We start from the raw sequence: 24,841 nt of genomic DNA on the forward strand, positions 1-24,841 counted from the left end.
CGCCCGGACGGCACCGGCGCGCGGGCCGGTGCCGTCCGGGCGGTGGCGGGGCCGCGGGGGGCCGCGGGCGGGCGGGGTTCAGACGGCGACGAAGCGGCGGTGGCCGTCGGCGGCGAGGACGCGGCCGAAGCGCATGCCGGGGAAGTGGGCGGCGACGAGGAGGTCGTCGGTGTCGGCGGCCCGGTCGGCGATGCGGTTGCGCGCGGCGGAGGCGGCGGCGGGGTCGATGTCCCAGACGACCTGCCAGTCGCGTTCGGCGAGTTGGACGACGGAGTGGACGACGTCGCCGAGCAGCAGGGCGCGTCGGCCGCCGGAGGAGAGCACGTAGACGGTGGTGCCGGGGGTGTGGCCGGGGGTGTGGAGGGCGTCGATGCCGGGGGCGAGGGTGGTGTCGGCGTCGAAGAGTTCGAGTTGTGCCTCGACGGGGGCGAGTTTGGCGACGGCCTCGGGGGGTGCGCAGTCGCCGGTGACGAAGTGCTGCCAGTCGGCGCGGTGGGCGCGGTAGGTGGCGTTGGGGAAGACGGGCCGGCCGTCGACGGAGGCCCAGCCGACGTGGTCGAAGTGGAGGTGGGTGAACAGGACGTCGGTGATGTCGGCGGGGGTGGCGCCGTGGGCGGCGAGCGAGTCGAGGAGTGCGCCGCCGCGGTACTTGCCGTCGTCGTGGGGGCCGACTCCGGCGTCGACGAGGACGGTGCGCTGTCCGCTGCGCACGAGGAAGCCGCCCAGGGGCAGGGTGAGGGTGCCGTCGGGTTCGAGGTGGTGGCGGTGGCAGGCCCAGGGGTCGTCGGTGCCGGGGCGGGTGAGGATGTCGGCGGCCTTCTCGGTGCCGGTTCCGTCGGTGATCGCCTGGACGTCGATGTCGCCGATCCTCATGTGTGTGCCCTCCTGTGGCCGGTTGTCGGTGTGCCCGTGGCGGACCGGGGTCCGTTCGTGGGCTGTCGACTGCAACCTGCCCGGTCGGCACGGGATTCCCGTGCCCGGCGCGCGCGGGGGGGCGCGGGGGCGGGCCCCGCCGTCCCCTTGCCCGGGGGGGACGGCGGGGCTTTCCTGCCACCCTGCGCCAGGTGGTCGGTGGGTCCTCGTCAGACGGTGGCGAGGGCGGGGGCCGGCGCGGCGGAGGGCGCACCGGCGGCCGGCACGGCGGGTGCGGCGGGTGCGGCGGGTGCGGCGGGTGCGGCGGTGGCGGTGGCGGTGCGGGTGAGGCAGTCGTCGGTGAAGGCGAGGGCGCGCAGGTGGTAGGGGCGGGCGGCGTGGCCCAGGGAGAGGTTGTGTCCGGCGCGGTGGGCGGTGACCAGGTGGGCCAGGCCGGTGGGGAAGGCGGTGGTCAGGGCGGTGCGGGAGGCTTCGTCCAGGCGCCACCAGTGTTCGTGTTCGGCGAGGGTCAGGCGCACGGGGACGCGTACGCGGGCGGCGAGGGCGCTGTAGCGGGCGGGCCAGGTGGCCAGTTCGCGGGATTCGAGGGCGGGGACGGGGGTGAGCAGGGTGCGGGCGGCGTGGAAGGTGCCGGGCGGGTAGAGGTTGAGGGGGCCCCAGTTGAGGCGGCCGCCGCCGGCGAGGTCGTCGGGGCGCTCCCAGGCGCCGGGGGCGTAGTGCTGGGCGAGGCCGGAGATGTCGCAGCCGAGCAGGGGCAGGCGGGGGTCGTCGGGCCAGTGGGCGGCGAGTTGGAGGGCGATCTTGCCGCCGAAGGAGTGGGCGAGGAGTTGGACGCCGGCGCCGGTGTCGTGGGCGCGGGCGTAGTCGGTGAGGGCGGCGTGGAGGGTGGCGGCCTGGTCGGCGATGAGCTGGCCGGCCGGCAGGCGGTGGGCGGAGGCGCCGTGGCCGGGGCGGTCGACGGCGAGGACGGTGTAGCCGAGGTCGGCGGCGAGGGTGAGCAGGCTGGTGTCGGGGTGGGCGGGGCCGGCGAAGTAGGCGGCGCGCATGCCGCGGCCGTGGACGGCGAGGACGACGGCTTTGGGGGCGCGGTCCTCGGGTTCGGCGACCAGGGCGGACAGCGGGATGCCGGCGGCGTCCAGGACCAGGGAGCGGGTGCGCAGGTCGGTTCTCACGCGGCGACTCCGGTGCGGGCGTTGTCGAGGTCGGCGAGCCAGCCGGTGAGGTCGGGGTTGCGCATGAGGGAGGTGCCGATGAGCAGGGCGGCGTAGCCGGCGTCCAGGAGGCGGGCGGCGTCGGCGGGGTCGGTGATGGCGGAGGCGGAGACGGGGGCGCGGCAGCCGGCCGCGCGCAGGGCGGGCAGCAGGCGCAGGCTGCGGCCGAGGTCGCCGCGGTCGCGTTCGCGGGTGCGGATGTCCTTGTTGTTGACGGCGACGACGCAGTCGGCGATGCGGGGCAGGGTGTCGAGTTCGCGTTCGTCGGTGATCTCGACGAAGGGGGTCAGGCCGAGGTCGAGGGCGCTGGTGACCAGGCGGGCGAGGGAGGTGGCGGGCAGCAGGGCGGCGGTGAGCAGGACGGCGGAGGCGCCGAGTGCGCGGGCGGCTTCGAGTTGGGCGGGGCGGGTGAGGAAGTCCTTCTGCAGGACGGGCAGTTCGGTGGCGGCGGTGACCTCGCGCAGCAGGCGGGGGGTGCCGCCGAACCAGCGGCCGGTGACGACGGACAGGCAGGGGGCGCCGGCCTGTTCGTAGCGGGTGACGAGGTCGGTGACGGTGCGCGGGCCCAGGAGGTCGGTGCCGTGGGGGTCGCGGAGTTTGACTTCCATGACCAGGGGGCGGGCGGCGGTGAGCAGCGCGTCGATGAAGCTCGGGCTCATGCGGTCGTCTCCTGGAGGCGCGGGTGCCAGGCGCGGGTGAGGGCGGTGACGTTCTCGTGGGTGAAGCGGCCGGTGCGGTCGCGGGCGGCGGAGTCGATGTCGGCGCCGGCGTAGAGGGGGTGGTCGGTGATGGTGCGGTAGGTGTCGCGGTTGGTGGTGCTGAGGCCGCCGGCGAGGAGGAAGGGGATGGTGAGGCGGGGCAGCAGGGCGTGGACGTGGGCGGGGTCCAGGGGTTGGCCGGTGGAGCCGACGCGGCCGTCGTCGGTGACGGTGTCGAGGAGGAACAGGTCGCAGCCGGCGCGGGCGAAGGCGCCGGTGAAGGCGCGCTCGAGGCAGCGTCCTCGGGAGAGGTGGAGGACTTTGACGAGGACGGCGTAGGGCAGGTGTTCGCGCAGTTCGGCGACGAGGGCGGGGCTCTGGTAGGCGTGGAGCTGGATCCAGCGGATGCCGGTGGCGCGGGCGAGGGCGGCGAGGGTGGGGGCGTGGTCGAGGAAGGTGACGAGGACGGGTTCCAGGCCCAGGCGGATGGCGGTGGCGGCGAGGTCGGCGAGGCGGTCGGCCTCGAGTTCGGCGGGGCCGCCGGGGATGCCGTGCCACAGGCCGACCAGGGTGGGGCCGGTGTCGGCGAGGAGGGTGAGGTCGGCGCGGGTGCGGGCGCCGCAGACCTTGAGGTGGCCGCTGCGGGTGGGGGCGAGCGGGGCGGCGGGGGTGAACGGGGCGGCGGGGGCGGTCATTTGCCGAGTCCGAGCATGGCGGCGATGCGGTTGTACTGGATCTCGTTGCTGCCGGAGTAGATGGTGCCGGCGACGGCGTTGCGCACGTCCTTCTCCAGTCCGTATTCGGACATGTAGCCGTTGCCGCCGAAGACCTGGACGGCGGCCAGGGAGGTGGCGAGGTTGGATTCGCTGGTGAGGAGTTTGGCGATGGCCATGTCGACGGTGACGTTGTCGCCGGCTTCCAGTCGCTGGGCGGTGTCGTACAGCCACTTGCGGGCGGTTTCCAGGCGGATCTTGGTGTCGACGATCTTGTTGGCGACGGACTGGTAGGAGCCGATGGGTTTGCCGAAGGACATGCGGGTCTTGGCGTAGTCGAGGCAGCGGGCGAGGCGGTGCTGCATCTCGCCGGTGTTGACGATGAAGGTGTAGAGGATCTCGCGTTTCATGACGTGGTCGAGGACGAGGAAGCCGCCGCCGACGCGGCCCAGGACGCGGTCGGCGCCGACGCGGACGTCGTCGAGGTAGAGCTCGGAGAGGGGGGAGGTGCGCAGGCCCATCTTCTTGACGGGGTTTCCGGTGGTGAGGCCGGGGGTGTCGGCGTCGACGAGGAAGGCGGTGACGCCGAGGGCTCCGCCCTGGGGGTGGGTGCGGGCGTAGACGACGACGACGTCGGCGACGGGGCCGTTGGAGACGAAGGTCTTGGAGCCGTTGAGGACGAAGTGGTCGCCGTCGCGGACGGCGCGGGTGCGCATCTGCATGGCGTCGGAGCCGGATTCGGACTCGGTGATGGCGTGGGCGCCGATGGCGTCGCCGGAGGCGATGCGGGGCAGGTAGGCGTCTTTGAGGGCGGGTGAGCCGAAGGCCTGGAGGGGGACGCCGGTGGAGGCCATGGAGGTGGTGACGGAGAAGTTGAGGCCGCCGTCGCGGCAGGTCTGGCCGAGGCCTTCGAGGACGTACATGGTGGTGAGCAGGGACTGGCCCAGGCCGCCGTGGCGTTCGTCGAAGGGCAGGGAGAGGATGCCGGTCTTCTGGATCAGGCGCCACTTGTCGTGGGAGAAGGCGGCCTGTTCGTCGCCTTCGATGTGGCCGGCGCTGAGGTCGTCGCCGAAGCGGGCCAGGCCCTCGCGCAGGGCCGTCTGGTCGGCGTTCCAGCGGATCATCGGGGTGCCGCCTTCCTCCCGGGCCGTCGGGGCCCGGGGTGGCAGGCCGGCGCCCGGTGGCGCCGGCTCACGTCGGTTCCAGGGCCCGTGCGGGGGCCCGGGCCCCCGGGCGGTGGGTGGGGGCGGCGGGCCCCGGTGGGGCGCGGGGTGCCTGGCGGGGGTGCCTGGCCGCGGGTGCCTGGCGGGGTGGCTAGTAGGCGGAGGAGGAGTGGGCGTCGAGCTGGTGGACCTCGTCGCCGCGCAGGGCCGGGGAGAAGACGCAGACCAGGCGCAGGTCCTCGTGGGGGCCGGCGATCAGGTAGTGGGCGTCGTGCTCGTCGAGGGCGTAGAGGCGTCCGGGGGTGATGGGGTGGGAGTTGCCGTCCATGTCGACGACCTCGCCGGAGCCGGCGATGCAGTAGCAGGCCTCCAGGTGGTTGCGGTACTCCAGGCGGGACTTGGTGCCGGCGTTGACGATGGTGTCGGTGAGGCTGTAGCCGAGGTTGTCGCTCTCGACGAGGAAGCGGCGGGACAGGCCGTTGCCCCACTCGACGGTCTTCACGTCGGCCAGGTCGCGGATCAGCATGCGGGTTGTTCCTCTCGGGTGGTGGTGCCGGGGGTGGTGGGGGTGTGCGCGGTGGTGCGGGGTCCGCCTCCTGCGTCCGGGTGAGGGGGGCGGGCGGGGCGGAGGTCGGTGAGGAAGGCGCGCAGTTCGGTGACGGCGTCCAGGCCGTGGGCGGCTGCGTGTTCCAGGCGGGCGACGGCGGCGGAGCCGACGATGGCGGCGTCGGCGCCGGCGGCGGTGACGGCGTCCAGGTCGGCGGCGGTCCTGACGCCGAAGCCGATGGCGACGGGGGTCGCGGGGGCGGCGGTGCGCAGGGTGGCGACGGTGGTGGCCAGGGCGCGGTGGCCGGTGGTGGGGGTGGTGCCGGAGCGGCCGTAGTGGGCGACGAGGTAGACGTAGGCGCCGGTGGCGTCGCGGGCGGCGGCGGCGAGGACGTCGGGGGCGGAGGCGGGGTAGCAGGTGGTGACCTGCGGGAGGCCTTCGTCGCGCAGGGCCTGCTGCCAGGCGGGGCGCAGGCGTGGGGGCAGGGCGTGGACGAGCAGGGCGCGGGCTCCGGCGGCGGTGGCGGCGCGCGCGGTGGCGGCGGGGTCGCGGTGGCGCAGGCTGTGGCTCCAGTCGGCGAGCAGGACGACCTTGAGGTGGCGCAGCCGGGGGGTGAGGTCGGTGAGGTCGGCGAGGACGGTGTCCCAGGTGGTGCCGGCGTGCAGGGCGCGGGCGGCGGAGCGGCGGATGACGGGGCCGTCGGTGGGCGAGTCGGGGAAGGGGACGGCGAGTTCGAGGACGTCGACGCGCTGCTCGTCGAGCATGAGGGCGAGGTCGGTGAGGCGGTCGGCGGGGTCGCCGGCGTTGAGGAACAGGGCGAGGCCGGGGCGGTTCCGGGGGAAGAGGGGTTCAGGCACGGGTGGCCTCCGGTCGGCGGGCCGCGGGGTCCGGGGCGGCGGTCCCGGCGGCCGGCGGCGCGGGCGGCGCGGGTGGCGCGGGGCGGGCGGGGCGGGCGGGTGCGGTGGCGAGGCGTTCGGCCAGGGCGCGGGGGGTGCCGTCGGCGAGGGCGTCCAGGGCGGCGGTGTAGGCGGTGTTCCAGTGGGTGTGGCGGCCGGAGGCCAGGGCGAGGGCGGCGGCGTTGAGGGCGATGGTGCGGGTGGCGGTGGTGCCGGCCTGTCCGGCGAGGGCGCGCAGGAAGTGGCCGGTGAGGTCGTCGGGGTGGGGGGCGAGGTCGGCGAGGGTGCCGGTGTCGGGGGCGACGCAGCCGGCGGGCAGGTGGACGGTGCCGGTGGGGGTGTGCAGGGTGTTGTCGGCGAAGGGCAGGAGTTCGTCGGCGCCGGTGCGGTTGTGGGCCAGCCACACGGTGCGTCCGGGCAGGCGGGCGGCCAGGGGGCGCAGGGCGTCGAGGGCGGCGGGGGTGGAGACGCCGGTGAGCTGGGCGGTGACGGGGACGGTGGCGAGCAGGGGGCCGAGGGTGTTGAGGAAGGCGCCGAAGGGTTTGAGGGTGAGGGGGTAGAGGGTGCGGGCCAGGCGGGTCAGGGGCGGCGGGTAGACGTGGGGGCCGGCGAAGGCGATGTTGTGGCGGGCGAGGTGGTCGGCGGTGGCGGCGTGGCCGGAGGTGAGGGTGATGCCCAGGCGTTCCAGGAGGTCGACGGAGCCGGCGGCGCTGGTGTAGGCGCGGGAGCCGGTCTTGACGACGGGGATGCCGATGGCGGCGGCGGTGAGGGCGGCGGCGGTGGAGAGGTTGAAGGTGGCCGGTCCGCCGCCGGTGCCGACGATGTTGACGCTGCGGGGGTGGGCGGGGCCGGGGTGGGGGGTGCGTTCGGTGAGCGTGGTGACCAGGGCGGCGAGGGTGTCGGGGTCGGGCAGGCGGGTGGTGAGGCCGGCCAGCAGGGCCGCCGCCTGGGCCCGGTCGGTGTCGGCCGGGCCCAGGGTGCGGTGTTCGAGCTGGTCCCACCACGAGTGCCAGGCCTCGGCGTCGACGGGGCGGGCGGCGAGGAGCGCGGTGAGGGCCGGGTGCACGGGTGTCAGCCGCCCACGGTGGCCGTGGCGGCGGCGGTGGCGGCGGTGCGGCGTTCGGTGATGAAGGCGTCGATGGCGGCGACCGAGCGGAAGTTGTTGGGGTCGAGGTCGGTGTCGTCGACGGGCAGGGCGAAGTGGTCCTCGACCCAGGCGATGAGCTTGAGGACGCCGAGGCTGTCGATGACGCCGTCGGAGAGCAGGTCGTGGTCGTCGGCGAGCTGGTCGGGGGTGATGTCGGGCAGGAACTCCTCGATGAGGAACCGCTTGATCCGGTCGATGTTGCTCATGGCGGGCAACTCCCTTGCGTGGATGGGTGGTCGGTGTTCGGTGGCGCGGGGCGCGGGGCGCGGGGCGCGGGGTGCGGGGTTTCAGGGGGCGGGCAGGACGGCTTTGCGGTCGACCTTGCCGGTGGCGGTCTTGGGCAGGGGGGTGTCGTGGATGGCGAGCTTCTCGGGGACGGCGGCGCGCGGCAGGTTGCGGGCCAGGTGCTCGCGCAGGACGAGGCTGTTGAGGGTGGAGCCGGGGGCGCGCCTCACGGCGGCGTGCAGGCGTTTGCCGGTGAGCGGGTCGCTCGCGGCGGCGACGGCGGCCTCCTGCACGTCGGGGTGGGCGAGCAGGACGCGTTCGATCTCGGCGGTGTTGACGGCGACGCCGCGGACCTTGACCTGGAAGTCGGCGCGGCCGGTGAGGTGGATGCGGCCGCTGTCGTCGCGGGTGACGAGGTCGCCGGTGCGGAACCAGCGCCGTCCCTCGCCGGCGCCCTCGGGGCGGGTGGTGAAGCGTCCGGTGTCGCGGGAGCGGTCGAGGTAGCCGGCGGCCTGGAAGGGGGTGGAGACGTGGAGTTCGCCGCTGCCGGGGCCGGTGAGGGGGGTGCCGTCGTCGGTGGTGATGAGGGTGCGCACGCCGGGCAGGGGCTCGCCGATGGGCACGGGCAGGGCGGCCGCGGCGTCCAGGCGGTCCAGGCGGTGCAGGAAGCTGTCGTTGGTCTCGGTGCAGCCGTAGATGTTGTACAGGTGGGCGTTCGGCAGCAGGGCGGGCAGCGCGGCCAGGGTGCGGGCGTCGATGGCGTCGCCGGTGAACGCGGCGTGCTCGACGCTGTCCAGCACGGCGGCGCCGGGGCCGGCGGCCTGGGCGAGCAGGGCGTAGGCCAGGGGGACGGCCTGCAGCACGTGGGGGCGGTGGCGGGTGAGCCGGGTGAGCAGGTGGCGGGCGTTGAGGGCGTGGGCGGGGTCGATGAGCAGGCAGGTGCCGCCGGCGGCGAGGGTGGCCCACACGTCGAGCAGGGCGAGGTCGAAGTTGAGGGGCGCGTAGTTGGCGACGACGCGTCCGGGCCCGAGGTCGAAGGTGTCGTGGGCCCAGGCGGTGAAGCGGTCCACGGCCGACTGGGCGAGGGGGACGATCTTGGGCAGGTCGGTGGAGCCGGAGGTGGTGAGCATGAAGGAGGTGCCGGCCGCGAGGGTGGGCACCGGTGCGGGGTGGGGCAGGGCGGGCAGGGCGGGGGTGTCCTGGCCGAGGGGGGCGAGCAGGCGCCGGGCGCCGGCCTGGGCGAAGAGGGCGGCCAGCAGGGCGGGGGCGAGCTGCGGGGAGGGCAGCAGGAAGGGCCGGCGTTCCATCAGGCAGGCCAGCACCAGGGCGATCGCGCCGGGCGACTTGACGGCGTACAGGCCCACCGGCTCCCCCGGCGCCAGCGGCAGGGTCCTCAGGCGGGCGCGTTCGGCCTCGGCGGCCTCGGCGAGCTCGCCGTAGGTGACGGTGTCCTCGTGCCACAGCAGGGCCGGGGCGGTGGGGCGGGTGCGGGCGTGGGCGGTGAACGCGTCGGGCAGCGCCAGCGGCGCCGGCGGCGCGCCCGTCGCGCCGGTGGCGGTCGCGGGGTTCGCGGCGGTGGGGTTCGTGGTCACGGGGTTCACTCCCCCGCCGGTGCGATGCGCGCCCAGCCGGCCTTGACGGCGGTGCCGGTGTCGGTGGCGACGGTGAAGCGCACCACCGTGCCCCGGTCGTGGGGCTGCAGGGTCAGGCGCAGTTCGGTGCCGGGCACGGTAGGGGCGGCGAAGCGGGCGCCGAGCGCGGTGACGCGGGCGGGGTCGCCGTCGGCGTGCAGGTCGGTGATCCGTTCGGCGGCCAGGGCGACGAGGTGCATGCCGTGGGCGATGGCGGTGGGGAAGCCGGCCGCCCTGGCGGCGTCCTCGTCGAGGTGGATGGGGTTGAGGTCGCCGGAGGCGTGGGCGTAGGCGGTGGTGTCGGCGGCGCTCAGGACGTGGGTGGAGAGGTGGCCGGTGCCGTCGGGGGCGGTGCCGGGGTGGGCGGCGGCGGGCAGGGTGCCGTGGGGTTCGGTGCGGGTGGCGCCCAGCAGGAGGGCGGCGGTGGCGAGGTCGGCGACGGGGGCGCCGGTGGCGGCGTCGGTGAGGCGGGTGGTCAGGGCCAGGCGGGTGCCGCGGGCCTCGCGGCGCACCGCGGTGACCTCGACGGTGATGTCGAGGTCACCGGGGGTGAGGGGGGCGTGGGTGCGGATCTCCTGGGCGAGGTGGACCACGCCGGTGAAGCCCGGGTCGCCGGCGGTCAGGGCGGTGACGGTGTGCTGGGCGAGGGCGTGGGCGGCGACGAAGGGGTGGGCGGGGCTGGCCCCGTCGCGCCGCGGGGCGCCCAGGTGGGCGCGGGCGGCGGCGCGGTAGGCCGTCAGGTCCTGCGCGCGGATGTGCAGGCGGGTGCGCGAGACGGGTCCCACCGCCGCGCAGGGGGCGGCGGGTGCGGTCGTGGGCGGGGTCATAGCGGGGTCACCACCAGGGTCGTGTTGTGGCCGCCGAAGCCGAACGAGTTGGACAGGGCCGCGCCGGCGCGGATCGGGCGCGGCGCGGTGTGCACGACGTCGAGGTCCAGGCCCTCTTCGGTCTTCTCGTGGTTGGCGGTGGGAGGGACGGTGCGCTCGTTCATGGCTTCGATGGCGGTGATCAGCTCGACGGCTCCGGCGGCGCCGATCAGGTGGCCGATGGCGCCCTTGGTGGAGGTGACCGGCACGCCGTGGGGGCCGAACACGGCGCGCAGGGCGGCGGCCTCGGCCCGGTCGTTGTGCACGGTGGAGGTGCCGTGGGCGTTGACGTGGGCGATGTCGCCGGGGGCCAGGCCCGCGTCGGCGAGGGCGGCGCGCATCGCGGCGACGGCGCCGGCGCCGTCGGGGCGCGGGTTGGACAGGTGGTAGGCGTCCGCGCTCGCCCCGTACCCGGCGAGCAGCGCGTAGGGGGTGCGGCGGCGGGCGCGGGCGTCGTCCAGGCGTTCCAGGACGAGGAAGCCGGCGCCCTCGCCCATCACGAAGCCGTCGCGGTCGGCGTCGAAGGGCCGTGAGGCGCGGGCGGGTTCGTCGTTGCGCAGGGAGTGCGCGCCGAGGTTGCCGAACGCGGCCAGGGTGACGGGGGTCAAGGTGGCCTCGCAGCCGCCGGCGATCACCACGTCGGCGCGTCCGCTCTCCAGCAGCAGTGCCGCGTGGCCGATCGCGTCCGCGCTGGAGGCGCAGGTGGTGGCGATGGTCAGTGCCGGGCCGCTCCAGTGCAGGCGCATGGCGATCTGGGCGGCGGCGGCGTTGGGCATGGTGACCAGCGGCATCAGCGGGGAGACGCGCAGCGGGCCGTGCCGGGTGTACAGCGCGGACTCGCGGTCGCTGGTGGTGCGTCCGCCCACCGCGGTGCCGACCACGACGGCGCTGCGCCCGGGTTCGGGCTCGGGGTGGCCGGCGTCGGCGTGGGCGGCGAGTGCGGCGAGGGTGCCGTAGCGGGCGAAGGGGTCCAGGCGGCGGGCGTCCTTGGCGGGCAGCTGGTCGGTGTCGGGCGGGTCGGTGACGCGGCAGCCCAGGCGTACCCGGTGGCGGGCCAGGGCGGGGTCGGTCAGGGCGGTGGCGGTGGAGCGTCCGGAGGCGACGGTGCGCCACAGGTCCTCGACGCTGTGGCCGGCGGGGCTGACCACGCCGAGGCCGGTGACGGCGATCGGGGGCCGGTGGTGGGGGGCCATGGCTTCGTCTCCTTCGCGCTGCACGCGGGCGGCCCGGCGGTGGGGGAAATGGGGGGTGTGGGGGCGGGGCCGGTCAGATCAGGCCGGTCTGGGCGGCGGCGGTCAGGAACGCCTCGGCGGCGAAGTCGATGTCGGCGGCGGTGTGGCGGGCGGTGACCGCGATGCGCAGCCGGGCGAGGTCGTTGGGGACGGCGGGGGTGACGACGGGCAGGCCGATGACGCCGGCCTTGCGGCAGGCGGTGGCGTAGTCGTAGGCGGCGTCGTCGCTGCCGGCGATGACGGGCAGGACGGCGGTGGTGGAGTGCATGGTGGAGATGCCGGCGTCGTTGAGGCGCTTGCGCAGGCGCCGGGCCTGGGTCTGGGTGTGGGTGACGCGTTCGGGCTCGCGGCGCAGGATGCGCAGGGATTCCAGGGCGGCGCCGGTCTGGGCGGGGCCGAGGGCGGCGGAGAACAGGAACGGGCGGGCGGCGTAGCGCAGGTGGCCGATGAGGTCGTGGCTGCCGGCGACCCAGCCGCCCATGGAGGGGATGGCCTTGGAGAGGGTGCCGAGTTTGACGTCGACGCGGACCTTGTGGTCGAAGTGTTCCTCGATGCCGCCGCCGGTTTTGCCGATGACGCCCAGGGCGTGGGCCTCGTCGACCATGAGCAGGGCGTCGTAGCGGTCGCAGACCTCGCGCAGTTCGGGCAGCGGGGCGATGTCGCCGTCCATGGAGTAGACGCTGTCGACGATGACCAGGCGTACGCCGGTGGGGGCGGCGGCCTTGAGGCGGCGTTCGAGGTGGTCGACGTCGTTGTGGCGGAAGCGGGTGACGGTGGCGCCGGAGAGGCGGCAGCCGTCGACGATGGAGGCGTGGTCGTACTTGTCGATCAGGACGGTGTCGCCGGCGCCGACGAGGGCGCCGACGGTGCCGACGTTGGCGGCGTAGCCGGAGCCGAAGACGAGGGCGCGTTCGCGGCGGGCGAAGCGGGCGACCTCGGCCTCCAGTTCCTCGTGCAGGGGGATGGTGCCGGCCAGGGCCCGTACGCCGTGGTTGCCGGTGCCGTAGACGTCGACGGCGGCCTTGGCGGCGGCCACGACGCGTTCGTCGCCGGCCAGGCCGAGGTAGCTGTAGCCGGACATCATGAGCAGGCGCTCGCCGTCGAGGTCGCAGTAGGCGCTGTCGCGTTCCATGGTGTAGGCGACGAAGCTGTTGCGCCGGGAGGGGTCGGACTCCAGTGCGGCCACGCGGGCGTTGGTTGCGGCGAGCTTCGGCTCCAGGCGGTTCCATGCTCCGGTGGCGTTCACGGGCGTTTCTCCTTCACGGCGTCACGGTTTTCACGGCTTTCGCGGGCATTCGGCTTCCCGTCCGCGGGGGCGGGGGCCCGGGGTTGCTGCGGGGGTGTTTTCTCGAAGCCTTCACGCGGGGTGCTCAAGGATGGCTACATTTCTACGGCAGGATGCGCAAGGCGTCCGCAATAGCTGCTTTCCTGGCCTGCGGGAACGCTCTGACGTGCAGAAACCTTGCGTCCACGACGCATTGACCGGCCGGTGGGTATGTTTTCCCGGCCGGTGTTGACACCGCGCGATGCGGCGAATGTATGGTCGAAATCCGCTGAAACCGAACGGCTGGTCGGCGGTTTATTGTTCCGATCCGCGATTTCCCGCGCCGACGGCCGATACGGGCCGTCACTTCTGCTTTGACTCAAGGGGGTTGGAGCTCGTGTCGAAAGGCTTCAGGGAAGACGGTCCGTCCGGCAGATCGGGGGCGTCCGCATGCTGATCCGCCTCACCGGTCTGGTGGCCGTCGAGCACCAGGACGGCGCCCCGCAGCACCTGTCCAGCGCCCAGGCCCAGGTGGCGTTCGCCCGCCTGGTGCTGGAGCGTTCCAGCGGTACCAGCCGCGACCAGCTGGCCGACACCATCTGGCCCGACGGCCTGCCCGACACCTGGGCCTCCGCGCTGCGCAGCGTGGTCTCCCGGGTGCGGGCCTTCGTCACCGCGCCGGGTCAGGGCCCGGGTGCGACCCCGTTGATCGCCCAGGGCGGGCGGTACGTGCTGCGGCTGCCCGCGGACGCGGCCGTGGACCTGGAGGCGGCGGCCTCGGCGGTGGGCGAGGCCGGGGAGGCGCTGGCGGCGGGCGGCCACGCGGTGGCCCAGCAGCTGGCCGCGGGGGCGCTGTCGAACCTGCGCGGGGCGTTCTTGCCCGATCACGAGGGCGAGTGGGCGCAGGGGGTGCGCGAGCACGTGGAGGAGTTGCGCATCGGTGCGCTGGAGACGGCGAGTCTGGCTGCCTCCGCGCTCGGTGAGGAGCACCACGCGCTGCGCTGGGCCGACGAGGCGGTGCGCCGGGCCCCGTTCCGTGAGAGCGCCTACCGCTGCCGGATGGAGGCGCTGGCCGCCGCCGGGAACCGGGCCGAGGCGCTGCGCTGCTACCAGCAGTTGCGTCAGGTGCTGGCGGAGGAGTTGGGCATCGACCCGGCCGCCGAGACCCAGGAGCTCTACCTCGCGCTGCTGCGCACCCCGGCCCCCGCGGCGCCCGCTCCGGCGGCGGTGCGGGCGGTGGACCCGGTGCTGATGGGGATCTTCGAGCCGCTGGCGCTGGCCCGCCTGGCCCGTCCGGCGCCCGCGCCGGTGCGGGCCGCCTGAGGCCCGCCCGCCCCTCCCCTCCCCTCTTCTTCCCTCCGCCGCCCGGTGCCCGGTGCCCGGCGCCGTCCGGCCCGGCCGGCGCGCCCGGCCCGTGCGCCGTGTCCGCCGTGTTCCGCCGCCCCGCCGGTCCCCCCGTCCGGCGGGGCGCGCGCGTGCCGCCCGGTCGCGGCCCACCGGCGGCCCGCCGGTGTCCCGGGGGCGCGGGGCCTGCGGCGATGCCCGTCGCCGGTGCCTCCCGTGCCGGCGCCGTGTCCGGGCGGCGCGGCGGCCGTTGCGCGGTCGCGGCGCCGGGCCGCCCGGCCCGGGGGCGTGTTGCGCGGCTGTTGCGGTGAGCGTGGCGGCCGGGTCGGGCATAGTAGCGTCGTGTACGTGAAGTCGCGCACACGGCGCGGTCTTTGGCCATCGAACGGACGGGGGTCGAGTGTTGGGAAGGGGTGGTGGGTGTGGGACGGGCACGCGTGGCGGCGCGGGTGATCGTGCACCCTGGTGTGGAGGACGTGAGCGTCCAGCAGGTGCTGGAGGCGCTCGCTGATCCGGCCCGCAGGACGGTGGTGCGCACGCTCGCGCACTCGGGAGCCGATCTGAGCTGCGGTTCCTTCGACCTGCCGGTGGGGCGTTCGACCTCCAGCCACCACTTCGGTGTGCTGCGCGAGGCGGGGCTGCTGCGCCAGTACTACGTGGGCACCACCAAGATGAACGCGCTGCGCAGCGAGGAGCTGGAGCGGCGGTTCCCGGGGCTGCTGGCGGCGGTGGTGGCGGCCGCGGACGCGGAGGCCGGGCAGGGCGGCGGGGTGTGCGCGGGGCCGGGGGTGTGAGGGCGGGCCGGCCGGGCCGGTGGTGACGAACGCGCGGGCGCGGCGCGGGCGTTCGTCGTCGCGGGCCGCCGGGCCCCGCCTCCGGGCGTGTGCCTCCCGTCGAACTTCGACAGGCGCCGGAACAAGGGGGTCGGGGCCCCGGCCGCACGGGGGTCGGGCGTGCGTCGGCCGGCTCCGGCACCCCGCGGGGGCGGGGCGGGCGGGGGCGGGGCGTAGGCTTGCCGCCCATGATCGACAGCGACGTCCCCGGCCGGGGACGGGACGGCACGCGCCGGTGGGTCCAGGGACACCTCGGGCCCGGTGAACGCGTCACCGCGGTGACCGCGCTCAAGGGCGGCTGGACCTCGCGGATGCGCCGCCTGGACGTCGAACGCCCCGGCGGCGCGGACCCGTACGCGCTGGTGCTGCGCTCCTTCGTCAAGCCGTTCTACCGCCGCCACGCCCCGGGGCTGCTGGCCCGCGAGGCCGCCGTGCTGCGCCTGCTGGAGGGCAGCGGCGTCCCGGCGGCGCGGCTGGTCGCGGTGGACGCGGCGGGGGCGGTGTGCGAGCACCCGTCGCTGGTGATGACCCACCTGCCCGGCAGCGTGCGCCTGGCCGAGGACGGTGACGCGCCCGCCCGCGCCGACCTGCTGGCGGCCCAGCTGGCCGCCGTGCACGCCCTGGCGGTCGGCGAGCGGGAGCGGCCGCGCGCCTGGCAGGCGTGGACGGCCCCCGACCGGGTCGCCGTGCCCGCGCACACCGCCCGTACCGGCCTGTGGGAGCGGGCGGTGGAGGTGATCGGCGGCGAGGTGCCCGCGCACCGCGCCTGCTTCCTGCACCGCGACTTCCACCCCGGCAACGTGCTGTTCACCGGCACGGGCACCGGCCTCGCGGTCGCCGGGGTCGTCGACTGGGTGGAGACCTCCTGGGGCCCGGCCGACCTGGACGTCGCCCACTGCGCCACCGCCCTGGCCCTGCTGCACGGCCCCCGGGCGGGCCTGGCCTTCGCCGACCGCTACACCGCCGCCGGCGGCCGCGAACTCGCCGAGGGCCGCGCGCACCTGTACTGGCGGCTGCTGGACGCCCTCGCCTTCGCCCCCGACGCGCAGAAGGTCGCCGAGCCCTGGCGGGAACTGGGCCGCACCGACCTGACACCCGCCGTGCTGACCGGGCGCCTGGAGGACTACCTCCAGGGCCTGTTCGACCGCTACGCCTGAGGGGCCCGGGCGGTTCGGGCCACGGGCGGTTCGGGCCGCAGCGGGTTCGGGCCCCGGGCGGTTCGGCCGCGGCGGGTTCGGGCCCCGGGCGGTTCGGGCGGGTGCGGGGGCCGCAGGCGCGGGCGGCGGTCAGGCGTGGGCGGGGCGGTCAGGCGTGAGGGCCGGCGTGGGCGAGCGGCGGGGCGATGGCCTGGGCGTCGGCGCCCTGGCCCACCCACAGACCGATCAGCAGCGCCGCCGTCGCCTCCAGCAGGTGGGCGCGCTCCAGCGGCCCGGCCGTCAGCGGCTCGCAGCCCGTGTCCCGGACCAGGGCCGCGACAATGGCCAGCGCCCCCTCGTCGTCCCCGCACAGCGGCACCGCCAGCGCCCGCCCGTCGAAGACCGGCGGGCGCAGGTCCCACACGCTCGCGTGGCAGAGGTTGAACGCCTTGACCACCCGCGCCCCGGGGGCGGCGGCCGCGATCCGCTCGGCCGCCGAGGGCCCCCGTCCGGTGGTCAGGGCGAAGCCCTCGCCCACCGGGTTGGAGCAGTCCACCACGGTGCGCCCCGCCAGCGCGAGCGCGTGCGCGCCGGCGACGGCGGGCGCGGCCCGGTGCGGGACGGCCAGCAGCACCGCGTCCCGCCCGTGCGCCACCGCCTGCCCGACCCCGCCCCACCGGGCACCGCCCGCGTCCCCCGCCGCACCGGCCGCCCGGCCCTCGTCGCGCCCGCCCACCAGCACCTCGTGCCCGGCCCGCACCCACGCGCCGCCCAGCGCCCGCGCCATCGCCCCGGTACCGACGATCCCGATCCTCATGCCACAACTCCCCTGTCCCCTGCGGCCCGTACGGCCCTCGCCACGACAGTAGGCGCCGGATCGGGCACCATCCGGTACATGACCGACCACCAGGACCTTCTCGCCGACTGCCCCGCCCGCCTCGCCTTCGACCTGCTCGCCCACACCTGGGACCCGGTCGTCCTGTGGGCGCTGCGCCACGGCCCCGTGCGCCCGCACCAACTGGTGCGGCGCATCGGCGGGATCAGCCCCAAGGTCCTCAACCAGTGCCTGCACCGCCTGCGCGACGCCGGCCTCGTCGAACGCCTCCCCCGCCCCGGCACGCCCCCGCACGTCGACTACGCCCTCACACCCCTGGGCCGCACCCTGCTCGACCCCCTCACCGCCCTCGGCGCCTGGGCCGCCGACCACGGCGACGCCGTCACCACCGCCCGCACCCGAGCCACCGGCTGACCACCCCTCGACCGCCCCGGCACGGACGCCCCGGGGGCGCGGCGAAGTGCCGCCCCCGCACGGACGGCCCGGGGGCGCGGCACAGGGAGACCGGGTGGGGCGGCGCGGAGAAGGTGATCCACCCCGTTGATCCGCGACGGTACGCGGGGCCGCCTTCCCCGGGGGCCGGTCCCGGACCGTGCGCCGCCGCAGTTCGGCGGTTCATGCCGGTGTTCGGCCGGCGGGATCGGATCGAGGGAACACCACCGGAGGCCGGACAGGAATATCGCGACCTGCTCCAGGGCGAGATCTGCGCGGACTGCGGGCTCGCGCGGGACGTGCCGCCGGCTCCGGTCTCGGTGAACGACGACGGATCGGTGGGGATCTTCATGATCCCGCCCGGGGCCGGTCCCGGGCGGTTCTTCTGGGTCGGCAACGGCGACCGGGCGTTCTTCCCGACATTCCGGGAGATCTTCGAGTGCGCGGTCGAGCCCCAACGCCGGCGGAACTACGCCGTCGGACAGGTCACCGGAGACCTGGCCCGTGTTCCGGCTCACCCGCTACCGCAGAGCCGGCTGCCGGCCCGGGACCGACGGATCGGCACGGCGATCCCGCCGGATCCTCTCGAACAGCAACTCGCGCGGCAGAGCCACCCCGGCCTCCTGCCATCACCGTGATCAAGGACCACGGTCCGACAGCGGCCGACCGGAGCAGTTGATCGCCGTCCTCCGAACGCGGCGTGCCGCACCCGTACCCGGGGTGGCTCCCGATCTCGGTGTCCGAACCAGTGGTTCCCGATCCCACCGCCCGACCGGCTCTCGGAACACCTGCCCGATACGGGCGCGGCATCCCCCGGACCCGCAGCCCCGCAGCCCCGCCGGACCCGCAGCCCCGCGCCGCCCTCCCGGGGGTGGCGCACCGGGAGGCGCACGCGCCGCGCCGCGCCCCGCGCGGGATCGGCGGGGCGCGGCGCGCGGCCGGTGGTCTCCGGGGGCCGGCCGGGGCCGGGGCTGACGGCAGGTCAGGGGCTGTGGCCGGTGCTCCTCGGGGCGGGGCCGGTGCGGGTGCGGGTCAGGGGGTCGGGGCGGGGTGCGCCCGCTCCGGCCGCTCCGAGGGGTCCTGGCGGTCCTGGCCGGGGTCGAGGCGGCGACGCAGGAGGACGGCGGTGAGGGCGGCCGCGGCGAGGGCGGCGCCGGCCAGGGGCAGGTGGCGGGGGCCGGCGGTGGTGACGACGGCTCCGCCGAGGGTGGTGCCCAGGGTGATGCCGAGGTTGGAGAAGGAGATGAAGAGGCTGTTGCCGAACTCGGGGGCGTCGGTGGCGTCGCGGGCGAGCCAGGCCTGGGTCACGGCCAGGCCGCCGGAGTGGACGGCGCCCCAGAGCAGGACGGCGGCGAGCATGGGGGCGGGGTGGGGGCCGGCGGCGTCGAGGAGGAGGTAGAGGGCGAGGTAGAGGATCGGGTAGGCGGTGACGGTGCGCAGGGGGGAGCGTTCCAGCAGGCGGCCGAAGACGAGGTTGCCGGCGGTCATGACGACGCCGAAGGCCATCAGGGCGGGGCCGGTGAGGGAGGTGTCGAGGCCGGTGACGTTCTGGAGGTATTCGGCGATGTAGCCGTAGCCGCTGAACATCGCGGCGAACACCAGGGTGACGGCGGCGACGGCCAGCCACAGCCGGCCCCGGCGCAGGATGCCCAGCTGGCCGCCGTAGGTGGGGCGCTGGGTGTCGGGCAGGTCGGGGAAGAAGGCGAGGACGCCGGCGCAGGCGATCAGGTTGAGGGCGGCGGCGCTCCAGAACGCGGCGGGCAGGCAGAGGTGGTCGGCGAGGTAGGAGGTGAGGGGGACGCCGAACGCGAAGCCGGCGCTGACGCCCGCGAAGACGGTGGTGGCGGCGCGCGCGGCTTTTCCGGGCGCGGCGAGGCGGGTGGCGGCGGTGAGGGCGAGGGCGAAGAAGACGGGGTGGAACAGGGCGGGCAGGATCCGCAGGGCGAGGACGAGGGGGAAGGAGTCGCTGAGCGCGTAGAGCGCGTTGGAGCCGGCGAAGACGGCAAGTGCCGTGGCCAGCACGGTCTTTCGGCGCAGGCGCGAGGCGAGCAGGACGCCGGCGGGGCCGGTGGCGGCGACGGTGAGGGCGAAGGCGCCGACGAGCCATCCGGCGGTGGCGGGGGCCACGTGCAGGCGTTCGGCCAGGGCGGGCAGGACGCCGACGACGCCCATCTCGGTGGTGATGATGCCGAACACGCCCAGAGCCAGGACCGGGACGGCCAGGGCGTTTCGGGCGGGAGCGGTGCGGTGCACGACAGCCTCCAATGGATACACAAATCTAGATAGTTGGATGCGTAAGGGCCGAAGAAAAGGGGGCGCCGACCGGGCGCCCCCGCCAGGAGGGGGGTGCGGTGCGCACGTGTGTGCGTGCGGGTGTGTACGCGCGGGTGTTGTGCGTGGGCGCCGTGCGCGGGTGTCAGAGTTCGTCGCGCACGTAGGCGGCGAAGGCGGCGATGGTCTCCTCGTTTCGCCGGTAGAAGGTCCACTTGCCGACGCGCTCGGACACCAGCAGTCCGGCCTCGCGCAGGATCTGGAGGTAGCCGGAGACCACCGACTGGGCCAGCCCCGAGCGTTCCTGGATGTCGGTGACGCACACGCCGATGTGGAAGCCGACGCCGCGCTCGCGGTAGTACGGCTCGTCGAAGTAGCGCTCGGGCGTCTTGAGCCAGCGCAGGAAGTCCGCGCGCGCCGGGTTCGCGAGCGCCTTGTGCACGGCCAGCGGGTCCAGCTCCACCGCACACCCTCCTTCCCGTCGCCCGGCCCCTCGCCGGACGTATCTAATATTCTGGATACGACCTTGAGGTGTCAAGGCGGGCCCCCCGGGCCGGGGCCGGCGGGCGGGGTGGGTGCGCGCCGGGTGGCGTGCGACCTCGGACCAGGGCGGCGCGGGTGGTGCGGCGGCGCGCCGGTGCTTCACCCCCACGAGTGATTGTGACGCTGTGCGCAGCGACGGACACTCTGGGTATCCGGAGGGCTCGTGGGGGGCTCTCCCGGCGCGAGGAGAGCCGTCATGGCCGCAAGCGAACCCACCGCCTCCCAGGTCCCGCAGATCACGGGCCACCTGCAGTCCGCCGGCGGGGAGCAGCGCCTCGCGGACGTCGGTGGCAACGTCGGTGCCGTGTGGCGGGGGTGGGTGATGTGGGGCCCGGGCAACGGGACGTTCAACCTGCAGATCCCGTGGAACGTGATCGGGATCGACTCGACGGTGGTCATCACGGCTTCCGAGACCGATTCCAACGGGAACCGGTTCGTCGGTGCCGCGCCCTTCCAGGTGTCGAGCATCGCCCCCGGGAACGGGGTGGTGACCTTCAAGATCAGTATCGGCTGGAACAGCCCGCTGACGATGCGCACCGACATCGTGGTCCTCAACTGACCCGGCCTGCCGGGCCGGTGGCCGCAGCCTCGCGGTGACGGACCGGTGCCCCTCGCCCCGTCGCGTTCGCGGATCCCCCCGCGGACGCCGCGGGGTGAGCGCCTTTCCGGGCGACGCGCGCCGGGCGCGGGGGGTGTCCGGGGCGGGTCAGTCGTCGGCGGCGACCAGGAGGGTGACGGTGTCCGTGGCGCGGTCGACGAGGACGAGTTCGTGGAAGTCGGTGTGGACGGGGCCGTAGTCGTGGCGGGCGTCCTCGGGAGGGTGCACGAGCAGGTAGCGGGCGTGGGCCCGGCGGGCGGGGGCGTGGACCTCCCGTTCCAGCCGTGCGAGGAGCGCCGGCGGCACCGGGCCGTGCTGCAGCGTCCAGGCCTCGAGGAGGTCGACCGCCGCCTGCGCCGGTACGGGCGCGTAGCTGTCGGGCGTGATCCGCTCCACCCACCACTGCCCGTGCCGCGGCCAGTCCCGGGCCCCGGCCCCGTCGTAGGTGTCCCGGAACTGCGGGTGCGCGATCAGTGCGGCCAGTACGTCCCGGTCGTGCGTCCCGGCGCCGCCCAGCCCGAAGCGCTTGATGTCGACCCACCGGAAGGCGTGCCGGTTCCCCTCGAAGCCGAAGTCCCCGAAGTCGACCAGTGTCCGCTCCAGGTGGACGAGTTCCGCCGTGGTCTCCATGCCCCGCATCGTAGGGGGTTCGCGCGCTTGCGCGCCTCCCTCCCCGCCCGCTCCGTCCCCCGGGCCCCGCCCGGCCCCTCCCCCGGGACCGGGGTGACGGGCCCGGGCCGTGGCGGGCCCGGGCCGTGGCGGGCTCAGGCCGTGGCTCGGGCCCCGCCGGGGGCGGGGGTGCGCACGACGGCGTCCAGGGCCGGGGCGATGACGGCGAAGCAGTTCTCCGTCAGCACCGCGATGTCCACCCCGCCGCCGTCCCCGCCCGCGCCCTCGCCGTCGTCGGCGCCCTCACCGCTGCCGACGCCCTCACCGTTGCCGGCGGCGGCGTCGGCGGTGCTCCAGCGCTGCAGGACGGTGTGGAAGGCCGCCAGCGCCATGTCCGCGGCCAGCCGCGGGTAGAGCTCGCGCGCGGCGTCCAGGCCCAGGCGGCGGGCGAGCTGCGCGGCGAGCTCGTCGCGCCACTGCGCCTGGCGTTCCAGGAAGCGGGCGAGCAGGGCGGGGGTGGTGAGGATCAGCCGCACCACCCTGCGGGCGCGTTCCTCGTGCCCGGCGCAGTCCTCCACGCAGCGCCACACCGCGTGCCGCAGCGCGACCGAGGGCGTCTCCTGGGCCGGGCGGGCGGCCAGTTCCTCGCGCATGGCGGTGCCGAGCGCGGCCAGGAACTGGACGACCACGTCCTCCTTGGACGCGAAGTAGCGGAAGAAGGTGCGCTTGGACACCCCCGCGGCGGTGGCGATCTCGTCCACCGTGACGGCGTCGAACCCGCCGCCGGCCAGCAGGTCCAGGGCCGCGCGGGTCAGCTCGTCGGCGACGAGCTGGCGCTTGCGCTGGGCCAGGGTGGCGGCGGGTCGGGAGGTCACCGCCCCATCCTAGCCCCCACGCCATTCACGTCATCGAACGTCAGTCTTGACACTTGGTGACATGCAGGGCAGCGTGAGCCGTATGACACCGAGCAACCGGACCCCCGACCCCGCCCCGGACCTCAGCGGGCGGGTGTTCGTCGTCACCGGCGCCGCCGGCGGCCTGGGCCTGGCCACCACCACCGCCCTCGCCCGCCGCGGCGCCCATGTCGTCCTCGCCGTACGCGACGAGGCCAAGGGCCACCGCGCCACCGCCCACCTGAACACGCAACGCGGCGGCGCCCGCCTGGACGTACGCCGCCTGGACCTCGCCGACCCCGACAGCGTGCGCGCCTTCGCCCGGCGCCTGCGCGAGGACGGCGTGCACCCCGACGTCCTGGTCAACAACGCCGGCGTCATGGCACCCCCGCGCACCCTCACCCCCCACGGCCACGAACTCCAGCTCGCCGTCAACCACCTCGGCCACTTCGCCCTCACCGCCCACCTCATCGACCTGCTCGCCCGCGGCCGCGACCCCCGCGTGGTCACCGTCACCTCCGCCAACCACCGCCGCGCCCGCATCGACTTCGACGACCTGAACGGCGAACACGCCTACTCCCCCATGGGCCACTACAACCAGTCCAAACTCGCCAACGCCGTCTTCGCCCTCGAACTGCACCGCCGCCTGAACGCCGCCCGCAGCCCCGTGCGCAGCGTGCTCGCCCACCCCGGCTACGCCGCCACCGCCCTGCCCCGCGCCGGCACCGTCGCCGGGGTGCGGCTGCTGTTCGGACACCTGCTGCGCCCGCTCGCGCAGTCCCCCGCCCGCGGGGCGCTGGCCCAGCTGCACGCGGCGACCGCGCCGCAGGTGCGCGGCGGGGAACTGTACGGACCGAGCGGCATCGGCGAACTGCGCGGAACGCCCGCGCTCACCTCGCCGGCGCCCCGCGCGCGGGACGAGGCGGTGGGGCGGCGGCTGTGGGAGGTGTCGCAGGACCTGACCGGGGTGACCTTCACCGTCCCCGGGACCGACGGCGCCTGACCCCGCGCCCGCGCCGGGGTGCCGGGCCGGGTGCGGGGCCGGGGCCGGGGCGGGGACGGGTGCGGGGCCGGGCGGGGTGTCCGGTCGGTGGCCGGTCGGTGGCCGCCCCCTGGCGGCGGCCGGGGCGGGCAGTAGGATCGGCGACGTTGCATCCCGTACACACCGCTGGTAGGAGGCTTTTCATGGCTCAGGTCACGCTGAAGGGGAACCCGGTGCAGGTCGGTGGCGCGCTGCCCGCCGCCGGCAGCCAGGCGCCCGCGTTCACGCTGGTCGGCGAGGGGCTCGCGGACGTGTCCCTGAAGGACTTCGCGGGCAGGCGCAAGGTCCTGAACATCTTCCCCAGCGTCGACACCCCCACCTGCGCGACCTCGGTGCGCACGTTCAACGCCAAGGCCGGTTCGCTGGACAACACCGTGGTGCTGTGCGTGTCGGCCGACCTGCCGTTCGCGCAGGCCCGGTTCTGCGGCGCCGAGGGCCTGGAGAACGTCAAGACCCTCTCCACCCTGCGCGGTCGGGACTTCCACGACGTGTACGGCGTGGCGATCGCCGACGGCCCGCTGGCCGGCCTGACCGCCCGCGCCGTCGTCGTCCTGGACGAGAACGACACCGTCCTGCACACCGAGCTGGTCGCGGAGATCGCCGACGAGCCGAACTACGAGGCCGCGCTCGCCGCCCTCAACTGACCCGCCCGGCACCGCACATCCCCGGTGCCGCCCCGCGGTCCGCGGACCGTGTCCGCGGACGCGTCCGTGACGGCCCGCCCCGCCCCTCCCCCGCCCCGAAGGCGGCGGGCAGGGACGGCGGCGGGCCGCCGCACACCCACCCCCGGCCCGCACCCCCCGGCCCGCCCACCCGGCCGCCCGCCCCGGGACGCTGCCCGGCCCCCACCCTCCGGGAGGCGGCGCGGCGGACCTCCCCGCCCGCGACGGCGCCGGGGCAGGGACCCGGCGGCGCCGACGCCGCGGCCGCCCGGCCGCCCTCACCGTGACACGACCGGCACAGCCCGGTCGAAGGAGCAGCACGCATGGATCTCACCGGGAAGACCGTGGTGGTCACCGGCGCCGGACGCGGCTTCGGCAGGGCCCTGGCCCTGCACGCCGGCCGCAGCGGCGCGCGCCTGTTCCTCTCCGCCCGCACCGCGGCCGCAGCCCACGGCACCGCCCGCGAGGTGACGGCCGACAGCGGCGCGCACGTGGACGCGTTCGCCTGCGACCTCGCCGACCCGGCCACCGTACGGGACTTCGCCCAGGCCGTCGCCGCCCGCACCGACCGGGTGGACGTGCTCGTCAACAACGGCGCCCGCTACCTGCACGGCCCCGACCTGTGGGACGCCGACGACGAGGCGATCACCGACACCGTCGCCTCCGCCGCCACCGGCACCCTGCTGACCGTCAAGCACTTCCTGCCCCTGCTGCGCGCCTCCGCCGGCGCCGACGTCGTCAACCTGGTCTCCTCCGCCGCCGAGACCCGCGACCACCGCTCCGAGGCCCACCCCGCGTTCTACGCCGCCAAGGCCGCCCAGGCCGGCTTCGCCGACGTCCTGTCCCACCGGCTGCGCCCCGAGGGCATCCGGGTCATCTCGCTCTACCCGCCGGACTTCACGGACGGCGACCCCCTCCACCCCGACTGGGACCACGCCCCCCGCACCGCGCACGACCCGCTGAGCGCCCGGTCCGTCCTCGACTGCGTCCTGTTCGCGATCGGCCAGCCCCGCGACTGCTTCATCCGCTCCTTCCACTTCGAGCAGCTGTAACCCCCGGCCCCCGGCGCCGGCCCCCGGGCGCCGGGCGCAGCAGCGGGAGGCGAGGGCGGTGCCGGCCGCGTCGGGACGGTCCGGGTGGTGGCGGCGTCGGGAGGGTCCGGGTGGTGGCGGCGTTC

At 75.7% G+C, this 24,841-nt stretch carries 27 protein-coding genes; 9 read left to right on the top strand and 18 right to left on the bottom strand.

Going from position 1 to position 24,841, the window contains the following annotated elements; translation table 11 throughout:
- Positions 1–78 precede the first annotated feature (78 nt).
- The 13 genes from ACFVUY_RS40290 to ACFVUY_RS40350 all read right to left on the bottom strand — a co-directional run bounded on the left by ACFVUY_RS40290 (position 79) and on the right by ACFVUY_RS40350 (position 12,448).
- A complete protein-coding gene (locus ACFVUY_RS40290; RefSeq protein WP_387690676.1) occupies positions 79–873 on the bottom strand; it encodes an MBL fold metallo-hydrolase in 795 nt (264 codons plus the stop codon).
- A 209-nt stretch (positions 874–1,082) separates the two neighbouring features.
- Complete coding sequence (locus tag ACFVUY_RS40295; protein WP_387737003.1) at positions 1,083–2,045, bottom strand: alpha/beta hydrolase; 963 nt, start codon at positions 2,043–2,045, stop codon at positions 1,083–1,085.
- Complete coding sequence (locus ACFVUY_RS40300; protein ID WP_380546407.1) at positions 2,042–2,743, bottom strand: indole-3-glycerol-phosphate synthase; 702 nt, start codon at positions 2,741–2,743, stop codon at positions 2,042–2,044. The genes ACFVUY_RS40295 and ACFVUY_RS40300 overlap by 4 nt, the downstream gene beginning before the upstream one ends.
- The gene (locus ACFVUY_RS40305) at positions 2,740–3,477 is read right to left on the bottom strand and encodes an N-(5'-phosphoribosyl)anthranilate isomerase (RefSeq protein ID WP_387690680.1); all 738 of its coding nucleotides are present in this window, start codon (positions 3,475–3,477) and stop codon (positions 2,740–2,742) included. The genes ACFVUY_RS40300 and ACFVUY_RS40305 overlap by 4 nt, the downstream gene beginning before the upstream one ends.
- Entirely contained in the window at positions 3,474–4,619 is a 1,146-nt protein-coding gene (locus tag ACFVUY_RS40310) for an acyl-CoA dehydrogenase family protein (RefSeq protein WP_359911892.1), read from the bottom strand. Before ACFVUY_RS40310 ends, ACFVUY_RS40305 begins: the two co-directional genes overlap by 4 nt.
- Positions 4,620–4,809: 190 nt before the next feature.
- Complete coding sequence (locus ACFVUY_RS40315) at positions 4,810–5,184, bottom strand: ectoine synthase (RefSeq protein ID WP_387690682.1); 375 nt, start codon at positions 5,182–5,184, stop codon at positions 4,810–4,812.
- Positions 5,178–6,062, bottom strand: a complete 885-nt coding sequence (trpA, locus tag ACFVUY_RS40320; protein ID WP_387737004.1) for a tryptophan synthase subunit alpha — start codon at positions 6,060–6,062, stop codon at positions 5,178–5,180. The genes ACFVUY_RS40315 and trpA overlap by 7 nt, the downstream gene beginning before the upstream one ends.
- Positions 6,055–7,167: a hypothetical protein gene (locus ACFVUY_RS40325; protein ID WP_387737005.1), complete on the bottom strand. Its 1,113-nt coding sequence runs from the start codon at positions 7,165–7,167 to the stop codon at positions 6,055–6,057. The genes trpA and ACFVUY_RS40325 overlap by 8 nt, the downstream gene beginning before the upstream one ends.
- A 5-nt stretch (positions 7,168–7,172) precedes the next feature.
- Positions 7,173–7,454, bottom strand: coding sequence for an acyl carrier protein (locus ACFVUY_RS40330; RefSeq protein ID WP_387690687.1), 282 nt, complete (start codon positions 7,452–7,454; stop codon positions 7,173–7,175).
- A gap of 81 nt (positions 7,455–7,535) precedes the next feature.
- Positions 7,536–9,065: an AMP-binding protein gene (locus tag ACFVUY_RS40335; RefSeq protein WP_387737006.1), complete on the bottom strand. Its 1,530-nt coding sequence runs from the start codon at positions 9,063–9,065 to the stop codon at positions 7,536–7,538.
- Positions 9,066–9,070: 5 nt separating this feature from the next.
- Positions 9,071–9,931 carry a MaoC/PaaZ C-terminal domain-containing protein gene (locus tag ACFVUY_RS40340; RefSeq protein WP_387737007.1) on the bottom strand — a complete coding sequence of 287 codons (861 nt, stop codon included), beginning with the start codon at positions 9,929–9,931 and terminating at the stop codon, positions 9,071–9,073.
- Positions 9,928–11,163 carry a beta-ketoacyl-[acyl-carrier-protein] synthase family protein gene (locus tag ACFVUY_RS40345; RefSeq protein ID WP_387690693.1) on the bottom strand — a complete coding sequence of 412 codons (1,236 nt, stop codon included), beginning with the start codon at positions 11,161–11,163 and terminating at the stop codon, positions 9,928–9,930. Before ACFVUY_RS40345 ends, ACFVUY_RS40340 begins: the two co-directional genes overlap by 4 nt.
- A 73-nt stretch (positions 11,164–11,236) precedes the next feature.
- Complete coding sequence (locus ACFVUY_RS40350) at positions 11,237–12,448, bottom strand: aminotransferase class I/II-fold pyridoxal phosphate-dependent enzyme (protein ID WP_387737008.1); 1,212 nt, start codon at positions 12,446–12,448, stop codon at positions 11,237–11,239.
- A gap of 468 nt (positions 12,449–12,916) precedes the next feature.
- Here ACFVUY_RS40350 and ACFVUY_RS40355 point away from each other — a divergent pair, with 468 nt between their 5' ends.
- The 3 genes from ACFVUY_RS40355 to ACFVUY_RS40365 all read left to right on the top strand — a co-directional run bounded on the left by ACFVUY_RS40355 (position 12,917) and on the right by ACFVUY_RS40365 (position 15,800).
- On the top strand, positions 12,917–13,789 hold the full coding sequence (locus ACFVUY_RS40355) for a BTAD domain-containing putative transcriptional regulator (protein WP_387690744.1): 873 nt from the start codon (positions 12,917–12,919) through the stop codon (positions 13,787–13,789).
- A gap of 443 nt (positions 13,790–14,232) precedes the next feature.
- Positions 14,233–14,604 (top strand): helix-turn-helix transcriptional regulator, encoded by a 372-nt coding sequence (locus ACFVUY_RS40360; RefSeq protein ID WP_359911921.1) that lies wholly within the window; start codon positions 14,233–14,235, stop codon positions 14,602–14,604.
- Positions 14,605–14,831: 227 nt separating this feature from the next.
- Complete coding sequence (locus tag ACFVUY_RS40365; protein ID WP_387737009.1) at positions 14,832–15,800, top strand: phosphotransferase family protein; 969 nt, start codon at positions 14,832–14,834, stop codon at positions 15,798–15,800.
- A 148-nt stretch (positions 15,801–15,948) separates the two neighbouring features.
- Here ACFVUY_RS40365 and ACFVUY_RS40370 read toward each other — a convergent pair whose 3' ends face one another.
- Complete coding sequence (locus tag ACFVUY_RS40370) at positions 15,949–16,596, bottom strand: NADPH-dependent F420 reductase (RefSeq protein WP_387690699.1); 648 nt, start codon at positions 16,594–16,596, stop codon at positions 15,949–15,951.
- 78 nt (positions 16,597–16,674) lie between these two features.
- Here ACFVUY_RS40370 and ACFVUY_RS40375 point away from each other — a divergent pair, with 78 nt between their 5' ends.
- Together ACFVUY_RS40375 and ACFVUY_RS40380 are read left to right on the top strand one after the other, a co-directional pair.
- Complete coding sequence (locus ACFVUY_RS40375; protein ID WP_387737010.1) at positions 16,675–17,028, top strand: winged helix-turn-helix transcriptional regulator; 354 nt, start codon at positions 16,675–16,677, stop codon at positions 17,026–17,028.
- Between the two features lie 203 nt (positions 17,029–17,231).
- Positions 17,232–17,684, top strand: a complete 453-nt coding sequence (locus ACFVUY_RS40380) for a hypothetical protein (RefSeq protein ID WP_387737011.1) — start codon at positions 17,232–17,234, stop codon at positions 17,682–17,684.
- A gap of 394 nt (positions 17,685–18,078) precedes the next feature.
- Here ACFVUY_RS40380 and ACFVUY_RS40385 read toward each other — a convergent pair whose 3' ends face one another.
- Together ACFVUY_RS40385 and ACFVUY_RS40390 are read right to left on the bottom strand one after the other, a co-directional pair.
- Positions 18,079–19,299, bottom strand: coding sequence for an MFS transporter (locus tag ACFVUY_RS40385; protein ID WP_387737012.1), 1,221 nt, complete (start codon positions 19,297–19,299; stop codon positions 18,079–18,081).
- 163 nt (positions 19,300–19,462) lie between these two features.
- The gene (locus tag ACFVUY_RS40390) at positions 19,463–19,780 is read right to left on the bottom strand and encodes an ArsR/SmtB family transcription factor (RefSeq protein ID WP_387690705.1); all 318 of its coding nucleotides are present in this window, start codon (positions 19,778–19,780) and stop codon (positions 19,463–19,465) included.
- A gap of 276 nt (positions 19,781–20,056) precedes the next feature.
- Here ACFVUY_RS40390 and ACFVUY_RS40395 point away from each other — a divergent pair, with 276 nt between their 5' ends.
- Positions 20,057–20,419, top strand: a complete 363-nt coding sequence (locus tag ACFVUY_RS40395) for a hypothetical protein (RefSeq protein WP_387690707.1) — start codon at positions 20,057–20,059, stop codon at positions 20,417–20,419.
- A gap of 147 nt (positions 20,420–20,566) precedes the next feature.
- Here the strand turns inward: ACFVUY_RS40395 and ACFVUY_RS40400 are convergent, their stop codons facing one another.
- Together ACFVUY_RS40400 and ACFVUY_RS40405 are read right to left on the bottom strand one after the other, a co-directional pair.
- The gene (locus ACFVUY_RS40400) at positions 20,567–21,088 is read right to left on the bottom strand and encodes a hypothetical protein (RefSeq protein WP_387737013.1); all 522 of its coding nucleotides are present in this window, start codon (positions 21,086–21,088) and stop codon (positions 20,567–20,569) included.
- Positions 21,089–21,222: 134 nt separating this feature from the next.
- Positions 21,223–21,942, bottom strand: coding sequence for a TetR family transcriptional regulator (locus tag ACFVUY_RS40405; protein WP_387737014.1), 720 nt, complete (start codon positions 21,940–21,942; stop codon positions 21,223–21,225).
- An 82-nt stretch (positions 21,943–22,024) separates the two neighbouring features.
- Between ACFVUY_RS40405 and ACFVUY_RS40410 the strand changes: the two genes are divergently transcribed.
- From ACFVUY_RS40410 to ACFVUY_RS40420, 3 genes are all read left to right on the top strand, one after another.
- The gene (locus tag ACFVUY_RS40410) at positions 22,025–22,963 is read left to right on the top strand and encodes an oxidoreductase (protein WP_387737015.1); all 939 of its coding nucleotides are present in this window, start codon (positions 22,025–22,027) and stop codon (positions 22,961–22,963) included.
- A gap of 182 nt (positions 22,964–23,145) precedes the next feature.
- Positions 23,146–23,646 (top strand): thiol peroxidase, encoded by a 501-nt coding sequence (tpx, locus tag ACFVUY_RS40415; protein WP_387690714.1) that lies wholly within the window; start codon positions 23,146–23,148, stop codon positions 23,644–23,646.
- Between the two features lie 341 nt (positions 23,647–23,987).
- The gene (locus ACFVUY_RS40420) at positions 23,988–24,716 is read left to right on the top strand and encodes an SDR family oxidoreductase (protein ID WP_387737016.1); all 729 of its coding nucleotides are present in this window, start codon (positions 23,988–23,990) and stop codon (positions 24,714–24,716) included.
- The last annotated feature ends 125 nt before the right edge of the window (positions 24,717–24,841 follow it).

This window comes from Kitasatospora sp. NPDC058063, from assembly GCF_042885395.1.
In the GTDB taxonomy this organism is placed as follows: domain Bacteria; phylum Actinomycetota; class Actinomycetes; order Streptomycetales; family Streptomycetaceae; genus Kitasatospora; species Kitasatospora lactacystinica.